Origin of the sequence: Lacticaseibacillus daqingensis, from assembly GCF_003946115.1 — a bacterium.
In the GTDB taxonomy this organism is placed as follows: domain Bacteria; phylum Bacillota; class Bacilli; order Lactobacillales; family Lactobacillaceae; genus Lacticaseibacillus; species Lacticaseibacillus daqingensis.
This window is the reverse complement of record NZ_RHOH01000002.1, coordinates 141,657-160,947: the sequence shown is the minus strand read 5'-3', so window position 1 is coordinate 160,947 and position 19,291 is coordinate 141,657. Positions and strand designations below refer to the sequence as shown.

20 protein-coding genes are annotated in these 19,291 nt (G+C 60.4%); 4 read left to right on the top strand and 16 right to left on the bottom strand.

Annotated elements, in window-relative coordinates; all coding sequences use genetic code 11:
• Window positions 1-18: 18 nt before the first annotated feature.
• On the bottom strand, window positions 19-600 hold the full coding sequence (locus EKM88_RS02925; protein ID WP_125702940.1) for a thymidine kinase: 582 nt from the start codon (window positions 598-600) through the stop codon (window positions 19-21).
• A 162-nt stretch (window positions 601-762) separates the two neighbouring features.
• Here EKM88_RS02925 and EKM88_RS02920 point away from each other — a divergent pair, with 162 nt between their 5' ends.
• Window positions 763-2,124: a Mur ligase family protein gene (locus EKM88_RS02920; RefSeq protein ID WP_164511981.1), complete on the top strand. Its 1,362-nt coding sequence runs from the start codon at window positions 763-765 to the stop codon at window positions 2,122-2,124.
• Window positions 2,125-2,168: 44 nt separating this feature from the next.
• On the opposite strand, the gene EKM88_RS02915 is transcribed toward EKM88_RS02920, so the two are convergent.
• From EKM88_RS02915 to EKM88_RS02895, 5 genes are all read right to left on the bottom strand, one after another.
• A complete protein-coding gene (locus tag EKM88_RS02915) occupies window positions 2,169-3,020 on the bottom strand; it encodes a patatin-like phospholipase family protein (protein WP_125702939.1) in 852 nt (283 codons plus the stop codon).
• A gap of 127 nt (window positions 3,021-3,147) precedes the next feature.
• On the bottom strand, window positions 3,148-4,884 hold the full coding sequence (spxB, locus tag EKM88_RS02910; protein ID WP_125702937.1) for a pyruvate oxidase: 1,737 nt from the start codon (window positions 4,882-4,884) through the stop codon (window positions 3,148-3,150).
• A 204-nt stretch (window positions 4,885-5,088) separates the two neighbouring features.
• Window positions 5,089-6,249, bottom strand: a complete 1,161-nt coding sequence (locus EKM88_RS02905; protein WP_164511980.1) for a hydroxymethylglutaryl-CoA synthase — start codon at window positions 6,247-6,249, stop codon at window positions 5,089-5,091.
• Window positions 6,246-7,499, bottom strand: a complete 1,254-nt coding sequence (locus EKM88_RS02900; RefSeq protein ID WP_125702935.1) for a hydroxymethylglutaryl-CoA reductase, degradative — start codon at window positions 7,497-7,499, stop codon at window positions 6,246-6,248. Before EKM88_RS02900 ends, EKM88_RS02905 begins: the two co-directional genes overlap by 4 nt.
• Window positions 7,496-8,671, bottom strand: a complete 1,176-nt coding sequence (locus tag EKM88_RS02895; protein WP_125702933.1) for an acetyl-CoA C-acetyltransferase — start codon at window positions 8,669-8,671, stop codon at window positions 7,496-7,498. Before EKM88_RS02895 ends, EKM88_RS02900 begins: the two co-directional genes overlap by 4 nt.
• A gap of 191 nt (window positions 8,672-8,862) precedes the next feature.
• On the opposite strand from EKM88_RS02895, the gene EKM88_RS02890 reads away from it, so the two are divergent.
• Window positions 8,863-9,159 carry a hypothetical protein gene (locus EKM88_RS02890; protein WP_125702931.1) on the top strand — a complete coding sequence of 99 codons (297 nt, stop codon included), beginning with the start codon at window positions 8,863-8,865 and terminating at the stop codon, window positions 9,157-9,159.
• Window position 9,160: 1 nt separating this feature from the next.
• Here EKM88_RS02890 and EKM88_RS02885 read toward each other — a convergent pair whose 3' ends face one another.
• Complete coding sequence (locus EKM88_RS02885; protein ID WP_125702929.1) at window positions 9,161-9,724, bottom strand: restriction endonuclease; 564 nt, start codon at window positions 9,722-9,724, stop codon at window positions 9,161-9,163.
• Window positions 9,725-9,838: 114 nt separating this feature from the next.
• On the opposite strand from EKM88_RS02885, the gene EKM88_RS02880 reads away from it, so the two are divergent.
• Together EKM88_RS02880 and EKM88_RS13220 are read left to right on the top strand one after the other, a co-directional pair.
• Window positions 9,839-10,660 (top strand): aldose epimerase family protein, encoded by an 822-nt coding sequence (locus tag EKM88_RS02880; protein WP_125702927.1) that lies wholly within the window; start codon window positions 9,839-9,841, stop codon window positions 10,658-10,660.
• A 12-nt stretch (window positions 10,661-10,672) separates the two neighbouring features.
• Window positions 10,673-10,834 carry a hypothetical protein gene (locus EKM88_RS13220; protein WP_164511979.1) on the top strand — a complete coding sequence of 54 codons (162 nt, stop codon included), beginning with the start codon at window positions 10,673-10,675 and terminating at the stop codon, window positions 10,832-10,834.
• A gap of 76 nt (window positions 10,835-10,910) precedes the next feature.
• On the opposite strand, the gene rplT is transcribed toward EKM88_RS13220, so the two are convergent.
• The 9 genes from rplT to mutM all read right to left on the bottom strand — a co-directional run bounded on the left by rplT (window position 10,911) and on the right by mutM (window position 19,284).
• Window positions 10,911-11,267: a 50S ribosomal protein L20 gene (gene rplT, locus EKM88_RS02875; RefSeq protein ID WP_125702925.1), complete on the bottom strand. Its 357-nt coding sequence runs from the start codon at window positions 11,265-11,267 to the stop codon at window positions 10,911-10,913.
• 65 nt (window positions 11,268-11,332) lie between these two features.
• Window positions 11,333-11,533 carry a 50S ribosomal protein L35 gene (gene rpmI, locus EKM88_RS02870; protein WP_125702923.1) on the bottom strand — a complete coding sequence of 67 codons (201 nt, stop codon included), beginning with the start codon at window positions 11,531-11,533 and terminating at the stop codon, window positions 11,333-11,335.
• Window positions 11,534-11,566: 33 nt separating this feature from the next.
• Window positions 11,567-12,070 carry a translation initiation factor IF-3 gene (gene infC, locus EKM88_RS02865; protein WP_225418430.1) on the bottom strand — a complete coding sequence of 168 codons (504 nt, stop codon included), beginning with the start codon at window positions 12,068-12,070 and terminating at the stop codon, window positions 11,567-11,569.
• A gap of 210 nt (window positions 12,071-12,280) precedes the next feature.
• Entirely contained in the window at window positions 12,281-14,251 is a 1,971-nt protein-coding gene (thrS, locus tag EKM88_RS02860) for a threonine--tRNA ligase (RefSeq protein WP_125702918.1), read from the bottom strand.
• Between the two features lie 352 nt (window positions 14,252-14,603).
• A complete protein-coding gene (gene dnaI, locus EKM88_RS02855) occupies window positions 14,604-15,524 on the bottom strand; it encodes a primosomal protein DnaI (protein WP_125702916.1) in 921 nt (306 codons plus the stop codon).
• Window positions 15,496-16,863 carry a replication initiation and membrane attachment family protein gene (locus EKM88_RS02850; protein ID WP_225418425.1) on the bottom strand — a complete coding sequence of 456 codons (1,368 nt, stop codon included), beginning with the start codon at window positions 16,861-16,863 and terminating at the stop codon, window positions 15,496-15,498. The genes dnaI and EKM88_RS02850 overlap by 29 nt, the downstream gene beginning before the upstream one ends.
• A gap of 434 nt (window positions 16,864-17,297) precedes the next feature.
• Complete coding sequence (gene nrdR / locus EKM88_RS02845) at window positions 17,298-17,765, bottom strand: transcriptional regulator NrdR (protein WP_125702912.1); 468 nt, start codon at window positions 17,763-17,765, stop codon at window positions 17,298-17,300.
• Window positions 17,766-17,839: 74 nt separating this feature from the next.
• On the bottom strand, window positions 17,840-18,439 hold the full coding sequence (gene coaE, locus EKM88_RS02840) for a dephospho-CoA kinase (RefSeq protein WP_125702909.1): 600 nt from the start codon (window positions 18,437-18,439) through the stop codon (window positions 17,840-17,842).
• A complete protein-coding gene (gene mutM / locus EKM88_RS02835) occupies window positions 18,436-19,284 on the bottom strand; it encodes a bifunctional DNA-formamidopyrimidine glycosylase/DNA-(apurinic or apyrimidinic site) lyase (RefSeq protein ID WP_125702907.1) in 849 nt (282 codons plus the stop codon). The genes coaE and mutM overlap by 4 nt, the downstream gene beginning before the upstream one ends.
• Between the last annotated feature and the right edge of the window lie 7 nt (window positions 19,285-19,291).

Sequence of the window (19,291 nt, the reverse complement as noted above, 5' to 3'; positions counted from 1 at the left end):
TTCCTCCTATACCGAACCTCACGCCTGCAAGTCTGCCGGTGGGAAGTAGTAGTGGTGTCGACAAACCGGGAAGTAGGACTCGTTGCCCCCGATTTGAATCTGCTCACCGGCATACACCGGCTGGCCTTCGTGCACCCGCAAGTTCATGATCGCCTTTTTGGCGCAGAACCAGCAGATGGTTTTCATCTCTTCGATTTTATCCGCGTACAGCAACAGGTACTTGGACCCTTCGAACAGCTCATTGCGAAAATCGTTCTTCAACCCGAACGCCATGACGGGAATATGAAGCTCATCGACGATGCGCGCGCACTCGTTGACGTGGTGCTTCTCCAAGAACTGGGCCTCGTCGATCAAAACGCACGCCGCTACGTCATTCAGCGCACTGACCAGCGCAAACACATCGGTATCCGAGGCGATCGGATGCGCGGCGCGTTCCATGCCAATGCGGCTAGCAACCACGCCAACACCCGAGCGGTCATCCAGCCCACTCGTCAGGATGATGACCTGCTTGTGCTGCTCCTCGTAGTTGTGGGCGACCTTCAGAATCTCAATGGACTTACCAGAATTCATTGCGCCATAGCGGAAAAATAATTGGGCCAAGCGAAGCACTCCCTCGAATCGAATTGAAAATACCCTTTCCAGTATACCGAAATTTTCGCTTTCAGTATACCGCAATTCACGCATTTGCCGGTGGGGATTGCCGCCGCGAACGGGGGCAAAATATGGTAGAATGAACCGGACACTATGAGAGGACGCAAGTTTATGAAAATTTCACTCAAGGCACACTGCGCCATCGCGGTCGGCCGCCTCGCTTACTGGTACCTGCACACCTTCCGCAACGGCGGGAGCGCCCTGCCTGGCAAGCTAGCCGCGCGCATCGACCCCGAAGTGCTGACGGCGCTCGGCCGCGGCCGTGACACCATCATCATCACCGGCACCAATGGCAAGACGCTGACCACCAACCTCGTGGTGAAAGTGCTCGCCCAAGAATACGATGATATCTTGACTAACCCCTCTGGCTCCAACATGCTGCGCGGCATCATCACCGCCTTCTTGGCGCACCGGCCTAAGCGCAACGCAAAGCGGGCCATCGCCGTGTTGGAAGTCGATGAGGCGAATGTTGCGGCCGTTTCAGCCGCGCTGCACCCGAAGGCGTTCGTTTTGACCAACATCTTCCGCGACCAGATGGACCGCTACGGCGAGTTCTACACCACCTACGAGAAGATCCTCACCGGCGTGCGGGCGAACCCGACGGCCGTGGTGATCAAAAACGCGGATGCCCCGATTTTCTCCTCACGTGAGCTGGTCAATCCACAGCGCACTTACGGCTTCGCGCTCAGCGATTTCACGGGTACCGACCAAGTGGCGCCCCCTAACACCGATGGCGTGCTCTGCCCGGTTTGTGAACACATCTTGCATTACAGCGGCATCACCTACGCCAACCTCGGGAGCTTCTTTTGCCCGCACTGCGGCTTCAAGCGGCCCGCGCTCGATAACGCCGTGACCGCGGTGCACACCCAGACGCCAAGCAGTGCCAGCTTCGCCATTGATGGACACGACTACGCGCTGCAAGTGGGCGGCACTTACAACATCTATAATGCGCTAGCCGCCTACGCGGTCGGCGCGGAGTTCGGCATTACCCCCGCGCAGATCGCCACCGCCTTCAGCTACGACGAGAAGGTCTTTGGTCGCCAGGAGCAGATCGTGATCAACGGCAAAACCGTGACGCTGATCCTGGTCAAGAACCCCGTCGGCCTCAATGAGGTCCTGCACATGATCGAGCGCCAGCCGGATGACTTCGCGTTTGCGATGCTGCTCAACGCGAACTACGCCGATGGCCGCGACACCAGCTGGATCTGGGACGGCGACCTCGAGCAACTGGTGGCTGACCCACAGGCCAAGACCTTCATGGTCGGCGGTGAGCGCCACGAAGACGTCGCATTTCGCATGCAAGTCGCCGGCGTCCCGGCCGACACCCTCATCGTCAAACCCGACCTGGGTGATGTCATTGACGCGATCAAAACCGTGCCGGAGCAGCAGGTTTACCTGCTTGCGACCTACACCGCGGTCTTGCAACTGCGCAAGAAGCTCGCCGCGGCGGGTTACATCAAGGCAGGGTTTTAGCCACCAAAAAGGAGATGCCGGCTGGCATCTCCTTTTTGGTAGCTTCAAGCGAGGTAGTCTTGTAGCGCCGGCAGCACCGCTTCGGCCTCGGCTCTGCCGGTTTCGTACAGCGCTCGCAGCTTGTTTGTGTCACTTTCAAGCCGGCTCACGTTGACCGGATTCTGCGGCGCGATCACAAAGATACGCCCCGCCTTCTCCAGCGCTTCTAGCTCGCTTGCCTGCTGATTATACATCGTCGGACGCGCGATGGCAGCTTGGACAAAGTCAGGATACGCCTCAAACGCCCGGGCGTACGCGCGAGCCAACACCGAACTGGTCGGCCGCTTGCGGTAGGCCCGCTCACGGGTGCGAATTACCACGATCCGGTCGACCCCAGCGCCCAGTGCATAGTGAAACGGGATCGAGTCCACGATGCCCCCATCTAAACACAGCCCATGCGTCGTTTGCGCCGGCGCTGAGATGAACGGCATGGCGCTTGACGCCTTCAGCGCCCCCACCAGCTCCGCGCCTTTTGGGGCCGTAAAGTAGATGGCTCGCCCCAAGGGTAGACTGGTCGCCGCGATCACGAAGCGCATCGGTGACGCCTCGTAAGTCGCCTCATCAAACTCTTCCCACTCGGCCCCATGCGGTGCGAACAGGTAGTCCAGGTTGATGATGTCCTGGCGGTGTAGCGCCCGGCGCACCGAGATGTAATTCTTGTCATGGCGATAAGTCACGTTGATCCGATTCGTTCGCCCCGGTTGCTGAGACACATAGTTGGTCCCACACAAGGCGCCGGCGGAAACGCCCACGACAAGGTCAAACAACTGCTGATGGGCCATGAAGGTGTCCAGCACGCCTGCGGTGTATTGCCCGCGCAGCGCGCCCCCTTCCAGAATCAAAGCGGTACTGGTCATGTGCGTCCTCCAATCATGGTACGATTTTTCGTTCGGGGCCTATTCTAACGCACCCCTCGCCTCATTGCCAAGTTGAACGCCCACACGCAAAAACGGGATCACAAGGATCCCGCTTTTTCGCCACCGCTTAGGCGTTCTCTTCTTCCAGTAGCTGACGGAACGGAATCAGGCTTTGTGCGGCATACAGCGACACGAACGCGTCAACTGCCGCAGGGTCCTGAGTGGCCTTGTCCAGCACCAGCTGCTCAACCGGCAGCGGCCGCAGGTCAGAAATTTTCACATCGATGACAACCGGGCCCTTGGCAGTTTGGGCCTCGGCAAACGCGTCCTTCAACTCCGCCAGCGTGTGCACCTCAAAGCCGGTGGCGCCCAGCGCACTTGCCGCCGTGCCATAGTCCGCGTCGATCAGGTCTACCCCGGAGTGCGGCTGGCGCGTGTCATCCTGCTCAGCCTCAATGAACCCCAGGCTTTCATTCGTCAAAATCACATTGATGATCGGCATCTGGTACTTCACCTGCGTCAGGATGTCCTGCATCACCATCGCATAGCCGCCGTCGCCGGAGATCGACCACACCTGCCGGTCCGGGAACTCAGCTTGCGCCCCGATTGCGGCCGGCAGCGCATAACCCATGGTCGCGTACCAGCCACTGGTCGTGAAGCGTTGATCCTCATCAATGGTCAGGTAACGCATGCCGTTGATGGTCACATTACCGACATCGACTTGGAAAATCGCATCACGGGTCGCCATGTCGTTGATCGCCTTGAAGACCGGCTCAACGCGCAACGGCGTGCTGTCGTCCGCCTCGAAACTCTTGATCCACGCCGCCCAGGTCGCCTTGTTGCGCAAGGCCGCCCGGTACCAGCCCGTTTCCGGCTGCTGCGTGCCGATGGCGAGCAACGCCTTCACCGTTTGCTTGGCATCCGCCAGCATCGCCAGGTCAACGTGATGCCGCCGGCCAAACTTAGTGCCGTCAATGTCGACTTGAATGTATTTGGCACTTGGCGCGATGAAGTACGGCAAAAATGGCATATCCGTTCCCAGGATCAGCACCGCGTCTGCTGCGCGCGCCACCTCAACCCCCGGCTTGGACGCCACGCGCCCAGCCGATCCCATGTAAGCTGGGTCGGAATCCGGGACAATGCCCTTGGCCAGTGCCGAGCTCATGATCGGCGCGTGTAACAGCTGACTGAGCGCCAAAATATCCGCCCGGGCCCCACGTGCCCCATTGCCGATATAGATCAGCGGACGCTTGGCAGCCTGCAGGATAGTCCACGCTTTTGCGACCTGCTCCGCGTCAGGCACCGGCAGGATCGGGGTCTGGTACAGGTTGGCGGACGAGACGTAATTGTCCTCGATTTCCTGCCAGCCCAAGTCCTTAGGAATGGTGACGACAGCCACCCCGCGCTTCGCGTACGCTTGACGAATCGCTTCATCCACAACGCTTGGTAACTGCGCCGCCGTCATCGCGGTGCGGTTGTACACCGACACGTCTGCGAACATCGGATTTTCGTTCATCTCCTGGAAATAGCTGGTGTTCATCGCGGCGGTCGGCACCTGGCCGACCAGTGCAAGCACCGGTACATGGTCGTACTGCGCATCATACAACCCGTTGAGCAGGTGCACCGCCCCCGGGCCCGCCGAGCCGAAGGTCACGCCCAGTCGGCCCGTGATCTTGGCCTCACCGACTGCGGCCAGCGCCCCCACTTCCTCGTGACGGACCTGAATGTAGTTCAGCGTTTTTTGCCGATTGTGCAACGCGTTCATCGTCGAATCGAACGATCCACCCGGTAACCCGTAAATATTCTTGACGCCCCAACTCTCAATGACCTTGAGCATTGCGTCTGATGCGTTGATCTTTGCCATTTGTTTTCGCCTCCGAATTTACTTACTTATTCCAAGTAATACGACCAGTATAGCCCTTTGCTAACAAAAAACAAGTGGGACAACTTGCCCTCTCTTCGACGATAACATGACTGTCGTGCAAACGGTAACAATATGCTCACCCAGTCCTCGCACCCACGCCAAAGGCCACCGCATGGTCGCGGTGGCCTTTGGGTGACACGGGATTCAGTTGGCTTGGTACTGCCGCTCCTGGCCAACCACGCCGGTCAGGACAAACGGCCCGCTGAACCAAGCCGGATTGGTGGTGTAATCCGCCGGCCCGTATGGGACCTTATCCGCGAAGAGCTGCTCGTACGTCGGGATACTGAGGGCGGCACGCGCGTCCAATAGGTGCGCATGGTCAATCCGGTGCAGGTGCGTCGCGTAGCCCGCCACCAGCGTCCCGCTGAAGAATTCACCGACCGCGCCCGAGCCATACGAGAACAGGCCGATGCGCGCACCTGCCGCCAGCGTGTCATCCAGCTCTAGCAGGGACAGCAGCCCCAGGTACAGCGAGCCGGTGTAGATATTGCCGATCCGGCGACTGTACTGGATGCTGCGGTCAAACCGGGCCAAAAGTGTGGCCTGCTGCGCCTCATCGGCGGCGGGTAACGCAAGCCGCAATGCCTTGAGCCCCATTTTGGTGTACGGCAAGTGGAAGCACAGCGCGGCAAAGTCCGCAACCGTCAGCCCGGTTTGGGCCTGATACTGCGTCCAGACGCGCTCGAAAAAGGCCAGGTACTGCTCGGTCGAGTATTTGCCGCGGGCAAGTGCCGTGTCCTGGTACACCGGCCGCCAGAAGTCCATGATGTCCGCCGCGTAGTGCACCGAATCATCCGCCAGCGCCAGGAGCCGCGGGTTGCTGGTGACAAGCATCGCCACGGCCCCGGCCCCTTGCGTCACCTCGCCGCCAGTGGCCAACCCGTAGCGCGCGATGTCGGTCGCGATCACCAGCGCCTGCCGCTCCGGATGCGCCGCCACGTAATCACGGGCCATCATCAGCCCGGCGGTGCCGCCGTAACAGGCCTCCTTGATTTCCAAGGCGCGCACCCACGGATTCAGCCCTAGTAGCCGCTGAATCGTCAGTGCGGCGGCCTTGCTGGCATCGATGCCGGTTTCCGTGCCGACCACGATGAGCCCGAGGCGCTCGGGGTCAATGGTGAGCTCACGCGCCGCCGCCGCCCCCATGGTGACCACGTCCTGGCTGCTCGGGGCCACGGCCTGCTGATCCTGCCCGATGCCGATCGTGTACTTGTCCGGATCATCGCCACGCGCCTGAGCGAGTTCCCGCAGGTCGATGTAAAAGTTGGGCGTGTACAGCCCCATTTGGTCAATCCCAATCGTCAAGTTGTCTCATCCTTTCGCAATGCGGCCAAAACAGCCTGCGCGTGTGCGCGGTCTTTCGGCACAGTTGCCAGTCCGGCGGCCACACGGTTGATTTCATCCCCTTGTGCGCCGACCGCAATGGCCAGCGCGCGCGCCTGCAACGTCATGTGCCCCGCCTGGATGCCGGGACCCACCAACGCGCGCAGTGCGGCGAGGTTTTGCACCAGGCCCAAGGCAGCCACCACCTGTTGGAGGGTCACCACATCCTTGTAGCCCCCAAGGCGCTGGGCCACTTGAGCGGCCGGCAGCGCACTGATCGCGCCGCCAACAACGCCGACCTGTAGCGGCAGTTTGAGCTCGCCTACCAGTGTGCCGGTAGCCGTCAGGTGCCACTGCGCAAGGGGCTGGTACTGCCCGCTGGCGGCGGCAAACGCCTGCACCCCGGCCTCCACGGCGCGCGTATCATTGCCGCTGGCCAAAATGGCCGCGTCGATGCCGTTCATGATGCCCTTGTTGTGCGTGACCGCACGGGCCACGTCACAGGTCGCCAGCTCACTGAGCGCCGCGATCCGCGCCGCGATGGCCGACCCATCAGTTGTCTTTGTCCCAAGGGTGGCCGGGTCTAACACCACCGTTGCCGTCGTCAGCTGCGCGCTGGCATTGGTCAAAATTGCTACCAGCGCCGGCTGCGCCAGCCACACCGTCAAGGTCGCGGCCACCGCCTCAGCAATTGTGTTGACGATGTTAGCGCCCATGGCAGCCTGTGGCGCCACAACCAGGGTGACTTTGAAGAAACGCCCCGGGGTTGACACCCGCACCGCCTGCAGCCCCCCGCCGCGGCGCACGATGGACGGGTGCGCCGCGGCGGCCACAGCCATGAGCTCGGCCGTCCGCGCGCGCACCAACTTGGCCGCGGCGACCGGATCGGCCACATGCTCAAACACGATCTCCCCTTCAACCAAGTGCGGCGTGGTGGTGGCCTGAACGCCCCCATTCAGCGCCGCCAACCGGGCCCCGTTGCTGGCCGCCGCAATGACGGACGGCTCCTCTGTCACCATTGGCACTTGGTAAGTCACCCCGTTGACCCGAAGATCTCGCGCAATGCCAAGCGGCAACGCAAACTGCCCCAGCTGATTCTCGGTCAGGCTGGCCGCCACCGCGGCCGGCAGGGGGGTGTCAGCGGCCAAAAATGCGGCGTCCGCGTCACTCAGCTGCCCCGCGTTGACCAGGGCAGCCAGGCGTTGTGCGCGCGTGAGCTGATAAAATTTCACCGGCGGACCTGCATCGCGACACCGATGCCACCACCGACGCACAGCGCCGCGATGCCGTTTTGCCCATCACGCTGCTGCATCGCATACAAAAGCGTGGTGAGCACGCGCGCCCCGGACGCCCCCAGTGGGTGGCCCAGTGCGATCGCGCCGCCGTTGACATTGAGCTTCGTCAGCGGTAGCGCCAACTCATTGGCCACCGCTACGCTTTGCGCCGCGAAGGCCTCGTTGATTTCGACCAAGTCAATGTCGGCCATTTCACTGGCCGTGCGCTTCAGCAGTTTCTCGATCACCCGCTTGGGCGCGTAACCCATGAAGTTCGGATCAATGCCGCCTTCATTGTACCCCGCAATGGTCGCGAGATAAGGAATCCCCTCGGCCTCAACTAGGTCCTTGCGCATCAGGATCAGCGCCGCCGCGCCATCGTTGATGCTGCTGGCGTTCCCCGCCGTCACCGTGCCATCCGCCTTAAAGGCCGAGCGCAAAGACGCGAGCTTGGTCAGGCTGGTGTCCGCCCGTGGCCCTTCGTCGGTGGTGACGGTCACGGGCCCCTTGCGCGTCTTGACGACCACTGGGGCAATCTCTGCGTCAAAGCGCCCGGCGGCTTGCGCAGCCACGGCCTTTTGGTGGGAGGCCAGCGCGAAGCGGTCCTGGGCCTCACGGGTGATGCTGAACTGATCGGCCACGTTCTCGGCCGTGATGCCCATCGGCAAGCCGGTGAACGCATCGGACAAGCCGTCCCGATAAAGGCCGTCCACGAATTCCACGTTGCCGAACTTATGGCCAAAGCGGGCACTCGGGGCGTAAAACGGGGCCTGACTCATGCTCTCGGTGCCACCGACCAAGACGATGTCGGCGTCGCCTAAAAGAATCGCACTCTGGCCCAGGCGCACCGCCTTCAGCCCGGAACCGCAAACCTCGTTGATGGTCATGGCCGTGCTGGTCGTTGCTAGGCCACTTTTGAGGGCGATCTGGCGCGCCACGTTTTGGCCCGAGTTGGCCTGCAAAACGTTCCCAAAAATCGCTTGGTCCACCCGTTCCGGAGCGAGCCCGGCGCGGTCAATGGCCGCGGTGGCCGCCACCGTGCCCAGGTCGACGGCGGATAAGCTGCTGAGCGCGCCCCCAAGCTTGCCGATCGGGGTGCGCGCGGCGCTGACAATCACTACTTCGGTCATAATACCCTCCAACTTATTTTTACGATTAGAAAATAATCACACAAATGGGCGCACGCGCCCACCGAATCTGTCTTGCTCATTATACGAAAAAGCACTGGCTGCGGCACGCCGCCTTAGGAAAACTTATAGAATCCATGCGTCCGCGCCCAAATGCGTTACAATGAAAGCAACCACTCTGATTGGAGGCTGCCATGCGCGTTTTAGACCTGCTGGCGCTGCTCAGCGATTACACCAAAAACACCGCCGTGCAACTCTGCATCGACGGTGCCCCTGTCAATATGGATCACTTCGAACTGACGACGGTGCTGGAAGAGCGCCGGCTCATCCTCATCCCCAAAGTCGGCGGCCACCCCCACAAGCTGTGGGAGTTGCGTCTATTGCTGGGGGCCCCCGCGCTGCGCACAGCGTACGTGTACCTGCAGGAGGCCGATGGGGTGCGGCCCGCGTTTGGCTTTCAGCAACGCCCCACCGCGCTGGTCATCAACTGACCTACGCTGGCAACCGCCGCATCAAGCGCCGCAACCGTGGCCGGTCGATCAGCATCACCCCGAGGTCCTCGGCCAGCTCCTTGGCCGAATCGCTGAACTCGGAGTTCGTGATCACCGCCGCCTCATCCAGCTTGTAGAAGTTGTGGCCTGTCCACACCTCCTGCACCGCTTTATTCCCCACGAAGCCCGTGTAGCGTTTGCACTGGAAGCCAATAGTTTTTTTCTTCTTCTTGGCGATGATGTCCACGCCTTGATCACCGGCCAACTGAGTGACCTGAATGTGCTTGAATCCGTTGCGGCGCAGCAGGTAAGCGCAAAAATGCTCGAACTCCTCGCCTTCCATCGCGTCGACCTGTTCCAGCTGAAGGTCGCGGTACTTGAAGTGCCAGCGATACAGGAGTAGCGCGTTACCCCCCACCCAGGTCGCGATCAAAATAAAGCTGGTCAAGTCGAGCTTGGCCTTGAACGCCACCGGCACATAATCGCGCCCGAGAAACGCGTAGCCCAGCGCCAGTGCAAAGCCGCCCGTGAGTAGCCAATACAGTTTTTTTAGGAATGCCCGCATGTTGTCACCTCGCCTACTAGCGTACCAGAAAATCGGGTGACTTGGCGGAATTTCGTTGATTCTTAACGCGTTATTCGGTACGATTGTAACAGATGCGAAAGGAAGCGGTTACAGTTGAAGATTGACTCAATGGTGTTCGTCAGACTGAGAGACGATGTCATTAAACAGTATACGTTAGAGAACGATAACGGGATGAGCCTCAGCTTCCTGACCTTTGGTGCGCGTGTCTCCCGCATGCGCCTGCCGAACCAAGCGGGCGACAACCCCAACCTAACGCTCGGCTACATCACCTTTCAGGATTACATCAATGAGCCCGGCTTGTTTGGCGCCACCGTTGGCCCGGTTTTTGGCGAACAAGGCAACCTGCCAGCCAACTCAGGGCGCACCGGCTGGCAGAACTGGAACTGGCAGGCAGAAACGCGCCAGGATGAAGCCCACGTTCAGATTCGGCTGACGCTCGCCCTCGGGGATGGTATGGACGGCCAGCCAGGCAGTCGCCGCATCGAAGTCCTGCACACACTCGACAACGACAACCACTGGACGATCGACTGGCATGTCGAAACGGACACTGCGATCCCGTGTCGCCCGCTCATCAACCTCCCCCTTGTACTGACCGGCGACCCAGCACAAACCGTGATGACCCAAAAACTCTTTTTGGATGGCGAACGGGTCGCGCTGCCAGCGGACCGCCCCTTGATCAGCGACGCCACCACCGCCCGACTGATCGGGAAGCACTGGGCGGCGACCCTTTCAACCGATGCCCTCGGCCTGACCATCACCACGTTTCCTGAGGTGGGGCCGACGAACTGCTTCAATGGGATTCTCGGTCAGCCGCACGTCGCGGTGGGCATTCGCCCGACCAACGGGAACTTCATGATGACGCCCGATCGACCATTCGACCGCCAAACCGTGCTGACACTGCACGCGCTTCACTAGGAGGACCCTGCCATGAAGCCCACTGACGCCGCGATCACGGCCCTCGCCTTGGTCGCCATTCAAACCGCAATTATCTTACGCCTCGTGCCGTTCAAGCGGCGCGGGCGGCTGATCCTCCTCACGTGCTCCGGCCTGCTTTGCGCCGGCCTCATCGCGATCTTGCTGCAACACTGACCGCCCCCACACGAAATGCCCGCCACACAAAAACGGCCGAACTCGCATGCGAGTTCGGCCGTTTTCAACTAAGTCTTTAGGCAAGTGCCTTCTTGGCAGTGTCTGCCAGGGCCGTGAAGCCAGCTGGGTCAGAGATCGCGATGTCGGCAAGCATCTTACGGTTCATGTCAATGTTTGCGACCTTCAAGCCGTGCATCAACTTGCTGTAAGAAATGTCGTTTTGGCGCGCTGCGGCGTTGATCCGGGCGATCCAAAGGGAGCGGAAGTTCCGCTTCTTGGCGCGACGGTCACGGAATGCGTAGCGATAGGAAACCATCACTTGGGCATTCGCAGCCTTGAACAGCAAGTGCTTGGCACCGCGGTAGCCCTTGGCGAGCTTCAGTACCTTCTTACGACGTTTGCGAGTTACAGTTCCACCTTTTACACGTGGCATCAGAAATTCCTCCTCAAATAATTAAGCGATAATGGTCCGTGTGAAGCAAAAGCGCGCAGGCGCAATTACTTCATCTGGCTGAGCATCTGGCGGATCCGCTTCATATCGGAGTGGGATACCAAACCTGACTTGCGCAGTTGACGACGTTGCTTCTTGGTCTTACCGTGGAAACGGTGGCTCGTGTAAGCGTGGCCCCGCTTCAAAGCACCACTAGCTGTTCGCTTGAAACGCTTGGCAGATGCACGGTGTGTCTTGAATTTTGGCATGACGATAATTCCTCCTAATGACTTAGTTGCTGGCTATTTCTTGTCAGCTTTTGGTGCGAGCATCATGAACATGCTCCGCCCGTCCATCTTCGGCCGGGCTTCAACAGCGGCCAAGTCCTTCACGGCTTCGGCCATCTGTTCCAGGACCTTTTGCCCGAGGTCCTTGTGGGTGATCGCACGGCCTCTAAACCGCACGGACACCTTCACCTTGTCGCCTTTTTCAAGGAACTTGGTGGCATTTTTCAACCGGGTGTTGAAGTCTGCCTCGCCGATGGTCGGGCTCAGGCGGATCTCCTTGATGCTGATGGTTTTTTGCTTCTTGCGCGCTTCACGCTGCTTTTTTTGCAGTTCAAAGCGGAACTTCCCGTAATCCATGATCCGGGCGACTGGCGGCTTAGCCGTTGGCGAAACCAGAACCAAGTCCAAGTTCGCCGTGGCAGCTAACTCCAACGCCTCGTGGGTACTCTTGACCCCGAGTTGTTCACCAGTTTGGGAAATCAGTCGAACTTCGCGGGAGCGGATCCCGTCGTTGACCATCATATCTCTTGCTATGGCAGTTCACCTCCGAAATTTTTTGGCGAAAAAACAAGAACGCGGAAGAGCCCACTATGAGCCCCGCCGCGTCGTTATATAACCGAACTATCAACCTAGCGGCCAGAGGCATAGGTGAGAAGCGGGAACTTCTGCTTGTTTTCTCAACGTTTAATAGTATACCTGCTGGCACGCGGGCTGTCAAACCCGTTTTGCTTAATCGAGCCCCTTGACCCCTTCACCGCGCTTGTGCTTGCCGTCGCGTGAGTAGTTCTTGACCTCCGCTTCAACGGCCTCCACGAACAGGGTGGCTGGCATGTCTTCAGAGTCGGCCTGACCGTACTTACGAACAGACACGCTGGCGGCATTCAGCTCGTCATCCCCCACCACTAACGTGTACGGGATCTTGTTGGTCTGCGCTTCCCGGATCTTGTAGCCCATCTTTTCGTTGCGGGCATCAAGCGCTGGGCGCAGGCCGGCCTTCAGCAGGCGGGCCTTCAAGTCCTTGGCGTAATCGAGGTGCTTGTCCGCGACCGGGATGATGGCCACTTGGGTCGGGGCCAACCAGGTCGGGAACGCGCCCTTGTAGATTTCGGTCAAGTAAGCGATAAAACGCTCCATCGTGCCCACGATCCCGCGGTGGATCATCACGGGACGGTGCTCCTGGTTGTCGTTGCCGACATAGGTCAGCTCAAAGCGTTCCGGCAGCATGAAGTCCAACTGGATCGTGGACATGGTTTCTTCGTTGCCCAGCGCCGTTTTGGTCTGAATGTCCAGCTTCGGGCCGTAAAACGCGGCTTCCCCTTCGGCTTCATAGTAGTCGAGGCCCAGGTCATCCATCGCGCCCTTCAGCATGGTCTGGCTGCGCGTCCACATCTCTTCATCATCGAAGTACTTCTCGGTGTTTTTCGGATCGCGGTAGGACAGACGGAAGGTGTAGTCGTTGATGTTGAAGTCTTCGTAGACATCCATGATCAGGCGCAGGATCTTCTTGAATTCTTCTTGAACTTGTTCCAAGGCCACGAAGGTGTGGCCATCGTTCAGGGTCATTTCACGCACCCGCTGCAAGCCGGACAGCGCGCCGGACTTTTCGTAACGGTGCATCATACCCAGTTCCGCGATGCGCAGTGGCAATTCGCGGTAGGAGCGAATGTGGTGCTTGTAGACCTGAATGTGGCTTGGGCAGTTCATCGGCCGCAGCTCCAGCAGCTCGCCATCACCCATATCCATTGGCGGGAACATATCTTCGCGGTAGTGGTCCCAGTGGCCGGACGTCTTGTACAGGTCCAGGTTGGCCAGCACTGGCGTGTACACGTGTTCGTAGCCATCAGCCAGTTCCTTGTCGATGATGTAGCGCTCGATCACGCGGCGAATCGTTGCCCCGTTCGGCATCCAGTAAGGCAAGCCGGCACCGACTTTGGGATCCACGAAGAAAAGGTCGAGGTCACGCCCGATGTTACGGTGGTCGCGCTCTTTGGCTTCCTGCCGCCGCTTGGCGTCTTCTTCCAGGTCTGCCGCTTTGTAGTACGCGGTGGCGTAGATCCGCTGAAGCATCGGGTTAGAGGACTTGCCTTCCCAGTACGCCCCGGCCACAGACAGCAGGGAGAAGTGGCGAAGGTCCTTGAGGCTTGGCAACAGCACGGTTTCTTCAAAGTCAAAGAAGTCGCCGAGCTTAAAGCCGCTCACGGTGTCGCCGGCCAGCTGATCGATCAGCTGCAGCTTGTAGGTATCCCCTGCAAACAGCGCTTGGGCTTCGGCCTTGCTCAGCGTCACGGCGTCAACGGCTGGGTCCGCCTTGGCGATCGCCGCCATTTTATCGGCAATGGCCGGCAGCTGGTCAACAGTCAGCTGACCGCCATCGCGGTCCGTGTCGTAGAAGAACCCGTCATCCGTTGCTTCACCGGCCCCGAGGCGCACGTCGCCATGCAGGGCCTTGATCGCGGCCGCCATCACGAATGCGCCGGTTTGCCGTAGCACAGTCAGGCCGTCCGCGGAATCCTTCGTGACAATCTCAAGGCTGGCATCTTCTGCCAGCGGTGCGTTGAGGCGGACCAGCGTCCCGTTGACCTTGCCCGCCACGGCCTTTTTGGCCAGGGAGGTGGAGATCGACTTCGCCACGTCAAGGACGCTGACGCCGCTATCGAATTCCTTCACGCTGTTGTCTGGAAATGTAATCTTAATCGCCATAATTCTTCTCCTTTTTCTGACTGCAACAGGGCCGCGGATAAAAAAAGTCCCGAATGTCATTTCTGACATCCGGGACGATAAACTCGCGGTTCCACCCGACTTGAAAGCACTGCTTTCCACTCATGCTGCGTATAACGACGCAACCCGGCCCACAAGGGGCACTCTCGGAAAGTGGTGCGGATCAGGTCCTGCTCGACTTTCAGCCACGGTCGAGGCTCTCTGGTGAAACATGGTCCTTATTGCTTTCGTCTTCGATACCTTGATTAAAACACGTTCGCCCGATGCGCGCAAGTCTTACTGGTCAAAAAAGTCTGACCTCGACTGACACGCGTTGACGCTTCGTGAACGCGTGTCAGCCGTTGCGCCGGTCGCGGCCGCCCACCTGGATCTCGGTGCTCAAAAAGCGCACCCGTTCCATGATCCGCTGCGCCTTGAGGCCCTCGTTGTTGCCGACATCGAGGCCCGCCAGAAAATCCGTCAGCTCCACCATCGTTTTGTTGGAGGTGAACAGCGTCGGCAGCTCCTCTTGCATGCGGTACTGCAAGATAATGCCGAGCACGTCATCACGGATCCACGGGCTGAGGCTTTCCGCGCCGATGTCGTCGATCATCAGCACCGGCGCCTTTTTGATCCGTTCCAGCTTAGGTAGCACGGTTTTGTCGCCGATGGCCGCCTTCATCTCCACTGTGAAGGTCGGAAAGTGCACCAGCGTGGAGGCGATGCCCTGCTTAGCCAGGTCGTTGGCGATGGCGCCCAGCAGGTAGGTCTTCCCCACCCCAAACGGCCCCGTCAGGTACAGTCCCTTCTGAAAATCCTTAGGGGCTTGGGCCACCGCCAGGGTGAAGTCAATTGCCGCCTCAAGTGCCTTATCGCGCGCCTGCGGGTCGTAGGTCGCGAGGCGCGCGCCGGCAATCGCCTTGGGCATGTTGATGGAGGTGATCAACGCGGCGCGGTCCGCCTGCGCATCCGCCGCCTGCTTCTCGGGCGTCGGCACGTAGGTGATGTCGATCAGCCGGTTGGACACCACCAGCTGCGGTGCATAGCCCGGTGCGATCAGCGGGTCCCCGGCGTGCAACCGGTTGCGCGCGGTCACGAACTCGTAGATCTTGGCGGCACTGCGGACCACCGCATCCGGTGCGAGCGCCTGCTGGTTGGCGGTCAAAAACGCCTGCACATCCGGATCAGCGACCGCCTGACGCATCATGTTGGCGTATTCGGTGCCCAGCTGCCGCTGGTTCATCAGCTTACTCAGTTCGGCCTTCATCGGCTTCATTCGCTTGTCCTCCCTCTTTTTCCATCGCCTGCAACCGCGCGAGTCGGTCTGCGATGCGCTGCCGGTTCGTGTCGCTGACCGGGGTCACCTCCGCCTGATAGTCTGGCTTCAGCCACGCCGGCGTCTGCTCCGAGCGCGTCGGGCGCGGATTGCGCCGCCCCGATTGCCGTGTCTTGCGGTTGGCAAAGGCGTGGATCTCGGCCAAGGCGCTTTCCGGCGTGGTCACATCGGCCTTCAACCACCGGTTGACGATCGCGTCAAGGAACGCCTGGTTGACGCTGTCGTTGGTCTGCAAAATGTAATCGATCAGCACGTTGATGGTGGCGTCCGGTAGCACGTGACGCTGCACCAGTTTGCGCACCGCGCTGATCTCGTTTTGTGCCGCGTACATGTTCGGGTTCTTGGCCTTCTTGGTCAGCTCAAGGAATTCCCGCACCGGCAGGCTGGCAGCACGCTTGAGCAGGTCCTGCTCGGCGGCGGTGAGCTTGCCGGCGGCCGCCGGGGTGCTGACCGCTGGGGTCGGCTCAGCGGTTTTGGTCCGCAACTGCGGCGTCTTAGTCGTGTAGCGCTGCTCGGCAAAGCGCCGCACCGTGCCCACGTTCAGCTGCCCGGTAGCAAAGTCAATGCCCTGCTCGATCAACGGGGCCAGCGCGGTCGGCCCCAGCCCGTAGAATTTGGCGATCTGGTACAGGGCCGCCTGATTGCGGTTCAGCTCCCCGTCCTTAAGATTGGTGCGCGCCAGCAGCTGGGCCAACAGCGCCCAGTCGTAGCCCTGCCCACTGCCCAGTGTCACGGCCGGGGCAGGCTTTTGCTGCACACTGGCATTGGCCGCCGCCGCCTTGGCATCTGGCAGCACACGTTGCAGGGCAAAGACATCCAGCAAGTTGGCCGAGATGTTGATCCAGGTGCTACTGTGCACGTTATGCAACGTGTACTGGTCGACCAACTCGTGGTAGCGCGCATCCCCCACCCGGTCGTACAGCAACAGCCCCAGCGTGGCATCGTTGAAAAACGCGTCCGGTGCCACCGGCCGGTGCAACTCGTAAGCGTAGTAACGCCCCAGCGCATCGGTGGTGGTGTAGGTCTGAAGCAGGCCCAACGCCTCCAGCCGCACACGGGCGTCATACAGCGCATCCACGCCGACCCCTAGCAGGTCCAGCAGGTAGGTCTGCGGCCGCCGGTCCGTAGCGGTTGGCGCCTGTTTCACGCGTCGCCACAGGCTGAGGTACAGCGCCAGCGCGGTCGGCCCGATCAGCGGCTGGTACAGGCACACCGCGACGTCTTGGTCCTGGTCGCTAAAATAGGTGGCCTGCGTGACGATGAAGTCATCCTGGGCCATGAAACTCTTGGGTCGATTCAAGTGGGGCTCCTTTCTTACCAGAGCGGCGTGGCACGGTTATGAGAGTTGGGCTTTCTACGCATGTCAGGCTGTCACTCACTGCGTTCGAACAGCCTGATCAAATCCAGCCTGACGCTTGCGCCCACATTTAGGCGCGAGTGGCAGGATGGCTTAGACCGCACCAACATAGCCACGCAGCTTGACGAACCAGGGCAAACGGCAACAAGCGGTTGCGCCCAGCAGATAAGCAAGCTGCCCCGCAAAACCCGCACTGAGGTTTTGTGGGGCAGCTTGCTTGGGCGGCCTGCGCTTCGTTGGCCCGCGTGACGAGCAGCCAACCGTTGGGGCGGTTTGGGTCGTCCTGGCCTAAAAAACGGGCGCATATCGCGCGGTTACGGAGGCTCAGCCGCTTTGACGTTGCGCCCAACGCGCGATCAGTGTTTGGTTTTCTCTTTTTTCATCATGTCCTGCAGCTCCTGCATGAACACGGACATGTCCTTGAACTGGCGGTAAACGCTGGCGAAGCGAATGTAGGCCACATCATCGACATCGGCCAGCTGTTTCATCACATACTCCCCGATGGCCTGACTGGACACTTCGTTTTCACCAATGGCGCGCAGCTTGTTTTCGACGGACTCGACAATGCTTTGCATCTGCTCCATCGTGACCGGCCGCTTTTCCGCCGCGCGAATCAGGCCCTTGAGGATCTTCTCGCGGTTGAACTCTTCGCGGGTCCCGTTTTTCTTGATGACCAAAAGTGGGGTCTGCTCAACGCGTTCAAAGGTCGTGAACCGAAAGCCGCAGTTTTCGCATTCGCGGCGGCGCCGAATCGCCCGTCCACCGTCTGTGGGCCGCGAGTCAACGACGCGAGAACTATTATGATGACAATGTGGACATTGCAAAGGGTCACCCTCTTAGTAGTTGATAACTCATTATAGCACACCAGATTTGGTGTTCCACCTTTGATTATAACAGCTCACTGCCGCGCCAAATGGGCAAGTAGCTCCGCGACCTGACGTTCGCGGGCGGCCGCCCCCTGCGAGTTATCCAGCAGGTAATCGGCCCGAGCGATCTTCTCCGCCAACGGGAGCTGCGCCGCGATCCGGGCCTTGGCCTGCGCTTCGGTCAACCCGTCTCGTGCCATCAGCCGTTCCAGCTGCAGGTGTGGGGGCAGCGTCACCACCGCGACCCCATCGAAGCTGGTTTCGTACCCGGTTTCGTACAGCAACGGGATCTCCCCCACCACCACCGGCACCCCGGTGGCCTTAGCTGCCGCCAGCGCATCGTTGATCGCCGCGCGCAGGTACGGGTGATCGATCGCATTGAGCTGCGCCAATTTTGCGGGATCATTGAACACAAGGTCCCCGAGCCGCTCGCGGTCCAGGCTCCCATCGCGCTTTTGCATCGTTGGTCCAAACGCCGCAACGATTTCGCGCAGCGCTGGCATCCCTGGCGCCACGATCTCGCGTGCGATCACGTCCGCGTCCACCACCGGGCAGCCGAGCCGCTTGAACACCGCCGCGACCGTGCTTTTGCCGGTGGCGATCCCACCGGTCAAACCAAGTAAATACGTCATCTGAGTTTTCGCTTCCTGAGGGGCTGACACTTGGGGCAGTAATGCGTCCCGCGTTGGCCCACTTTAATTTTTACGATCGTTGTGCCGCACCGGTCGCAGCCGGTACCTTCGCGGTCATAGACATGCAACCGTTCCTGAAAGCCGCCGCGTTTGCCGCTGGCGTCGACGAACGAGTGCACGCTGGTCCCGCCCAAGTCAGTGGCGGCCGCCAGCTCAGCGATGATCGCATCGTGCAGGCGCGCTGCCTCCTTTTGAGTCAGCGTGCACGCCGGCTGCTCGGGGTTGAGCTCGGCCAGCCACAGCGTTTCATCGGCGTAGATGTTGCCCACGCCAGCCACCACGCTTTGATCCAAGATGACCGACTTCACCGCCTGCTTATGGCGCCGCAGCTCGCGATAAAACGCTGGCGCCGCAAAGGTTTCAGCGGTCGGCTCCGGCCCCATTTTGGCCAGGCCTGCCACCGCTGTGGCCTCACTGCCGGTCGGGACCAGCTGCATGCGGCCAAACTTGCGCATGTCGTGGTAGCGCAACTGCGTGCCGTCGCTGAAGGTGAACCAGACGTGCACGAAGCGGTGCTTGGGCTCAGCGGGGTCCAGCACCAGCTGGTACTTCCCCTCCATGCGCAAGTGCGACACGAGGGTCAGCGCATTGTCAAAGCGCAGCAGCAGGTACTTACCGCGCCGTTCAACCGCCGTGACGGTGGCACCGGTCAGGGCCTGCTGAAAGCCCTCGAGGCCGCCCACTAGGATCTTGGCCCAATCTGTCCCCACCGCTTGCACCGTCTTACCGACGATCAGGGCAGTCAGGCCGCGGCGCACATTTTCAACTTCGGGTAATTCAGGCATTTTTTCT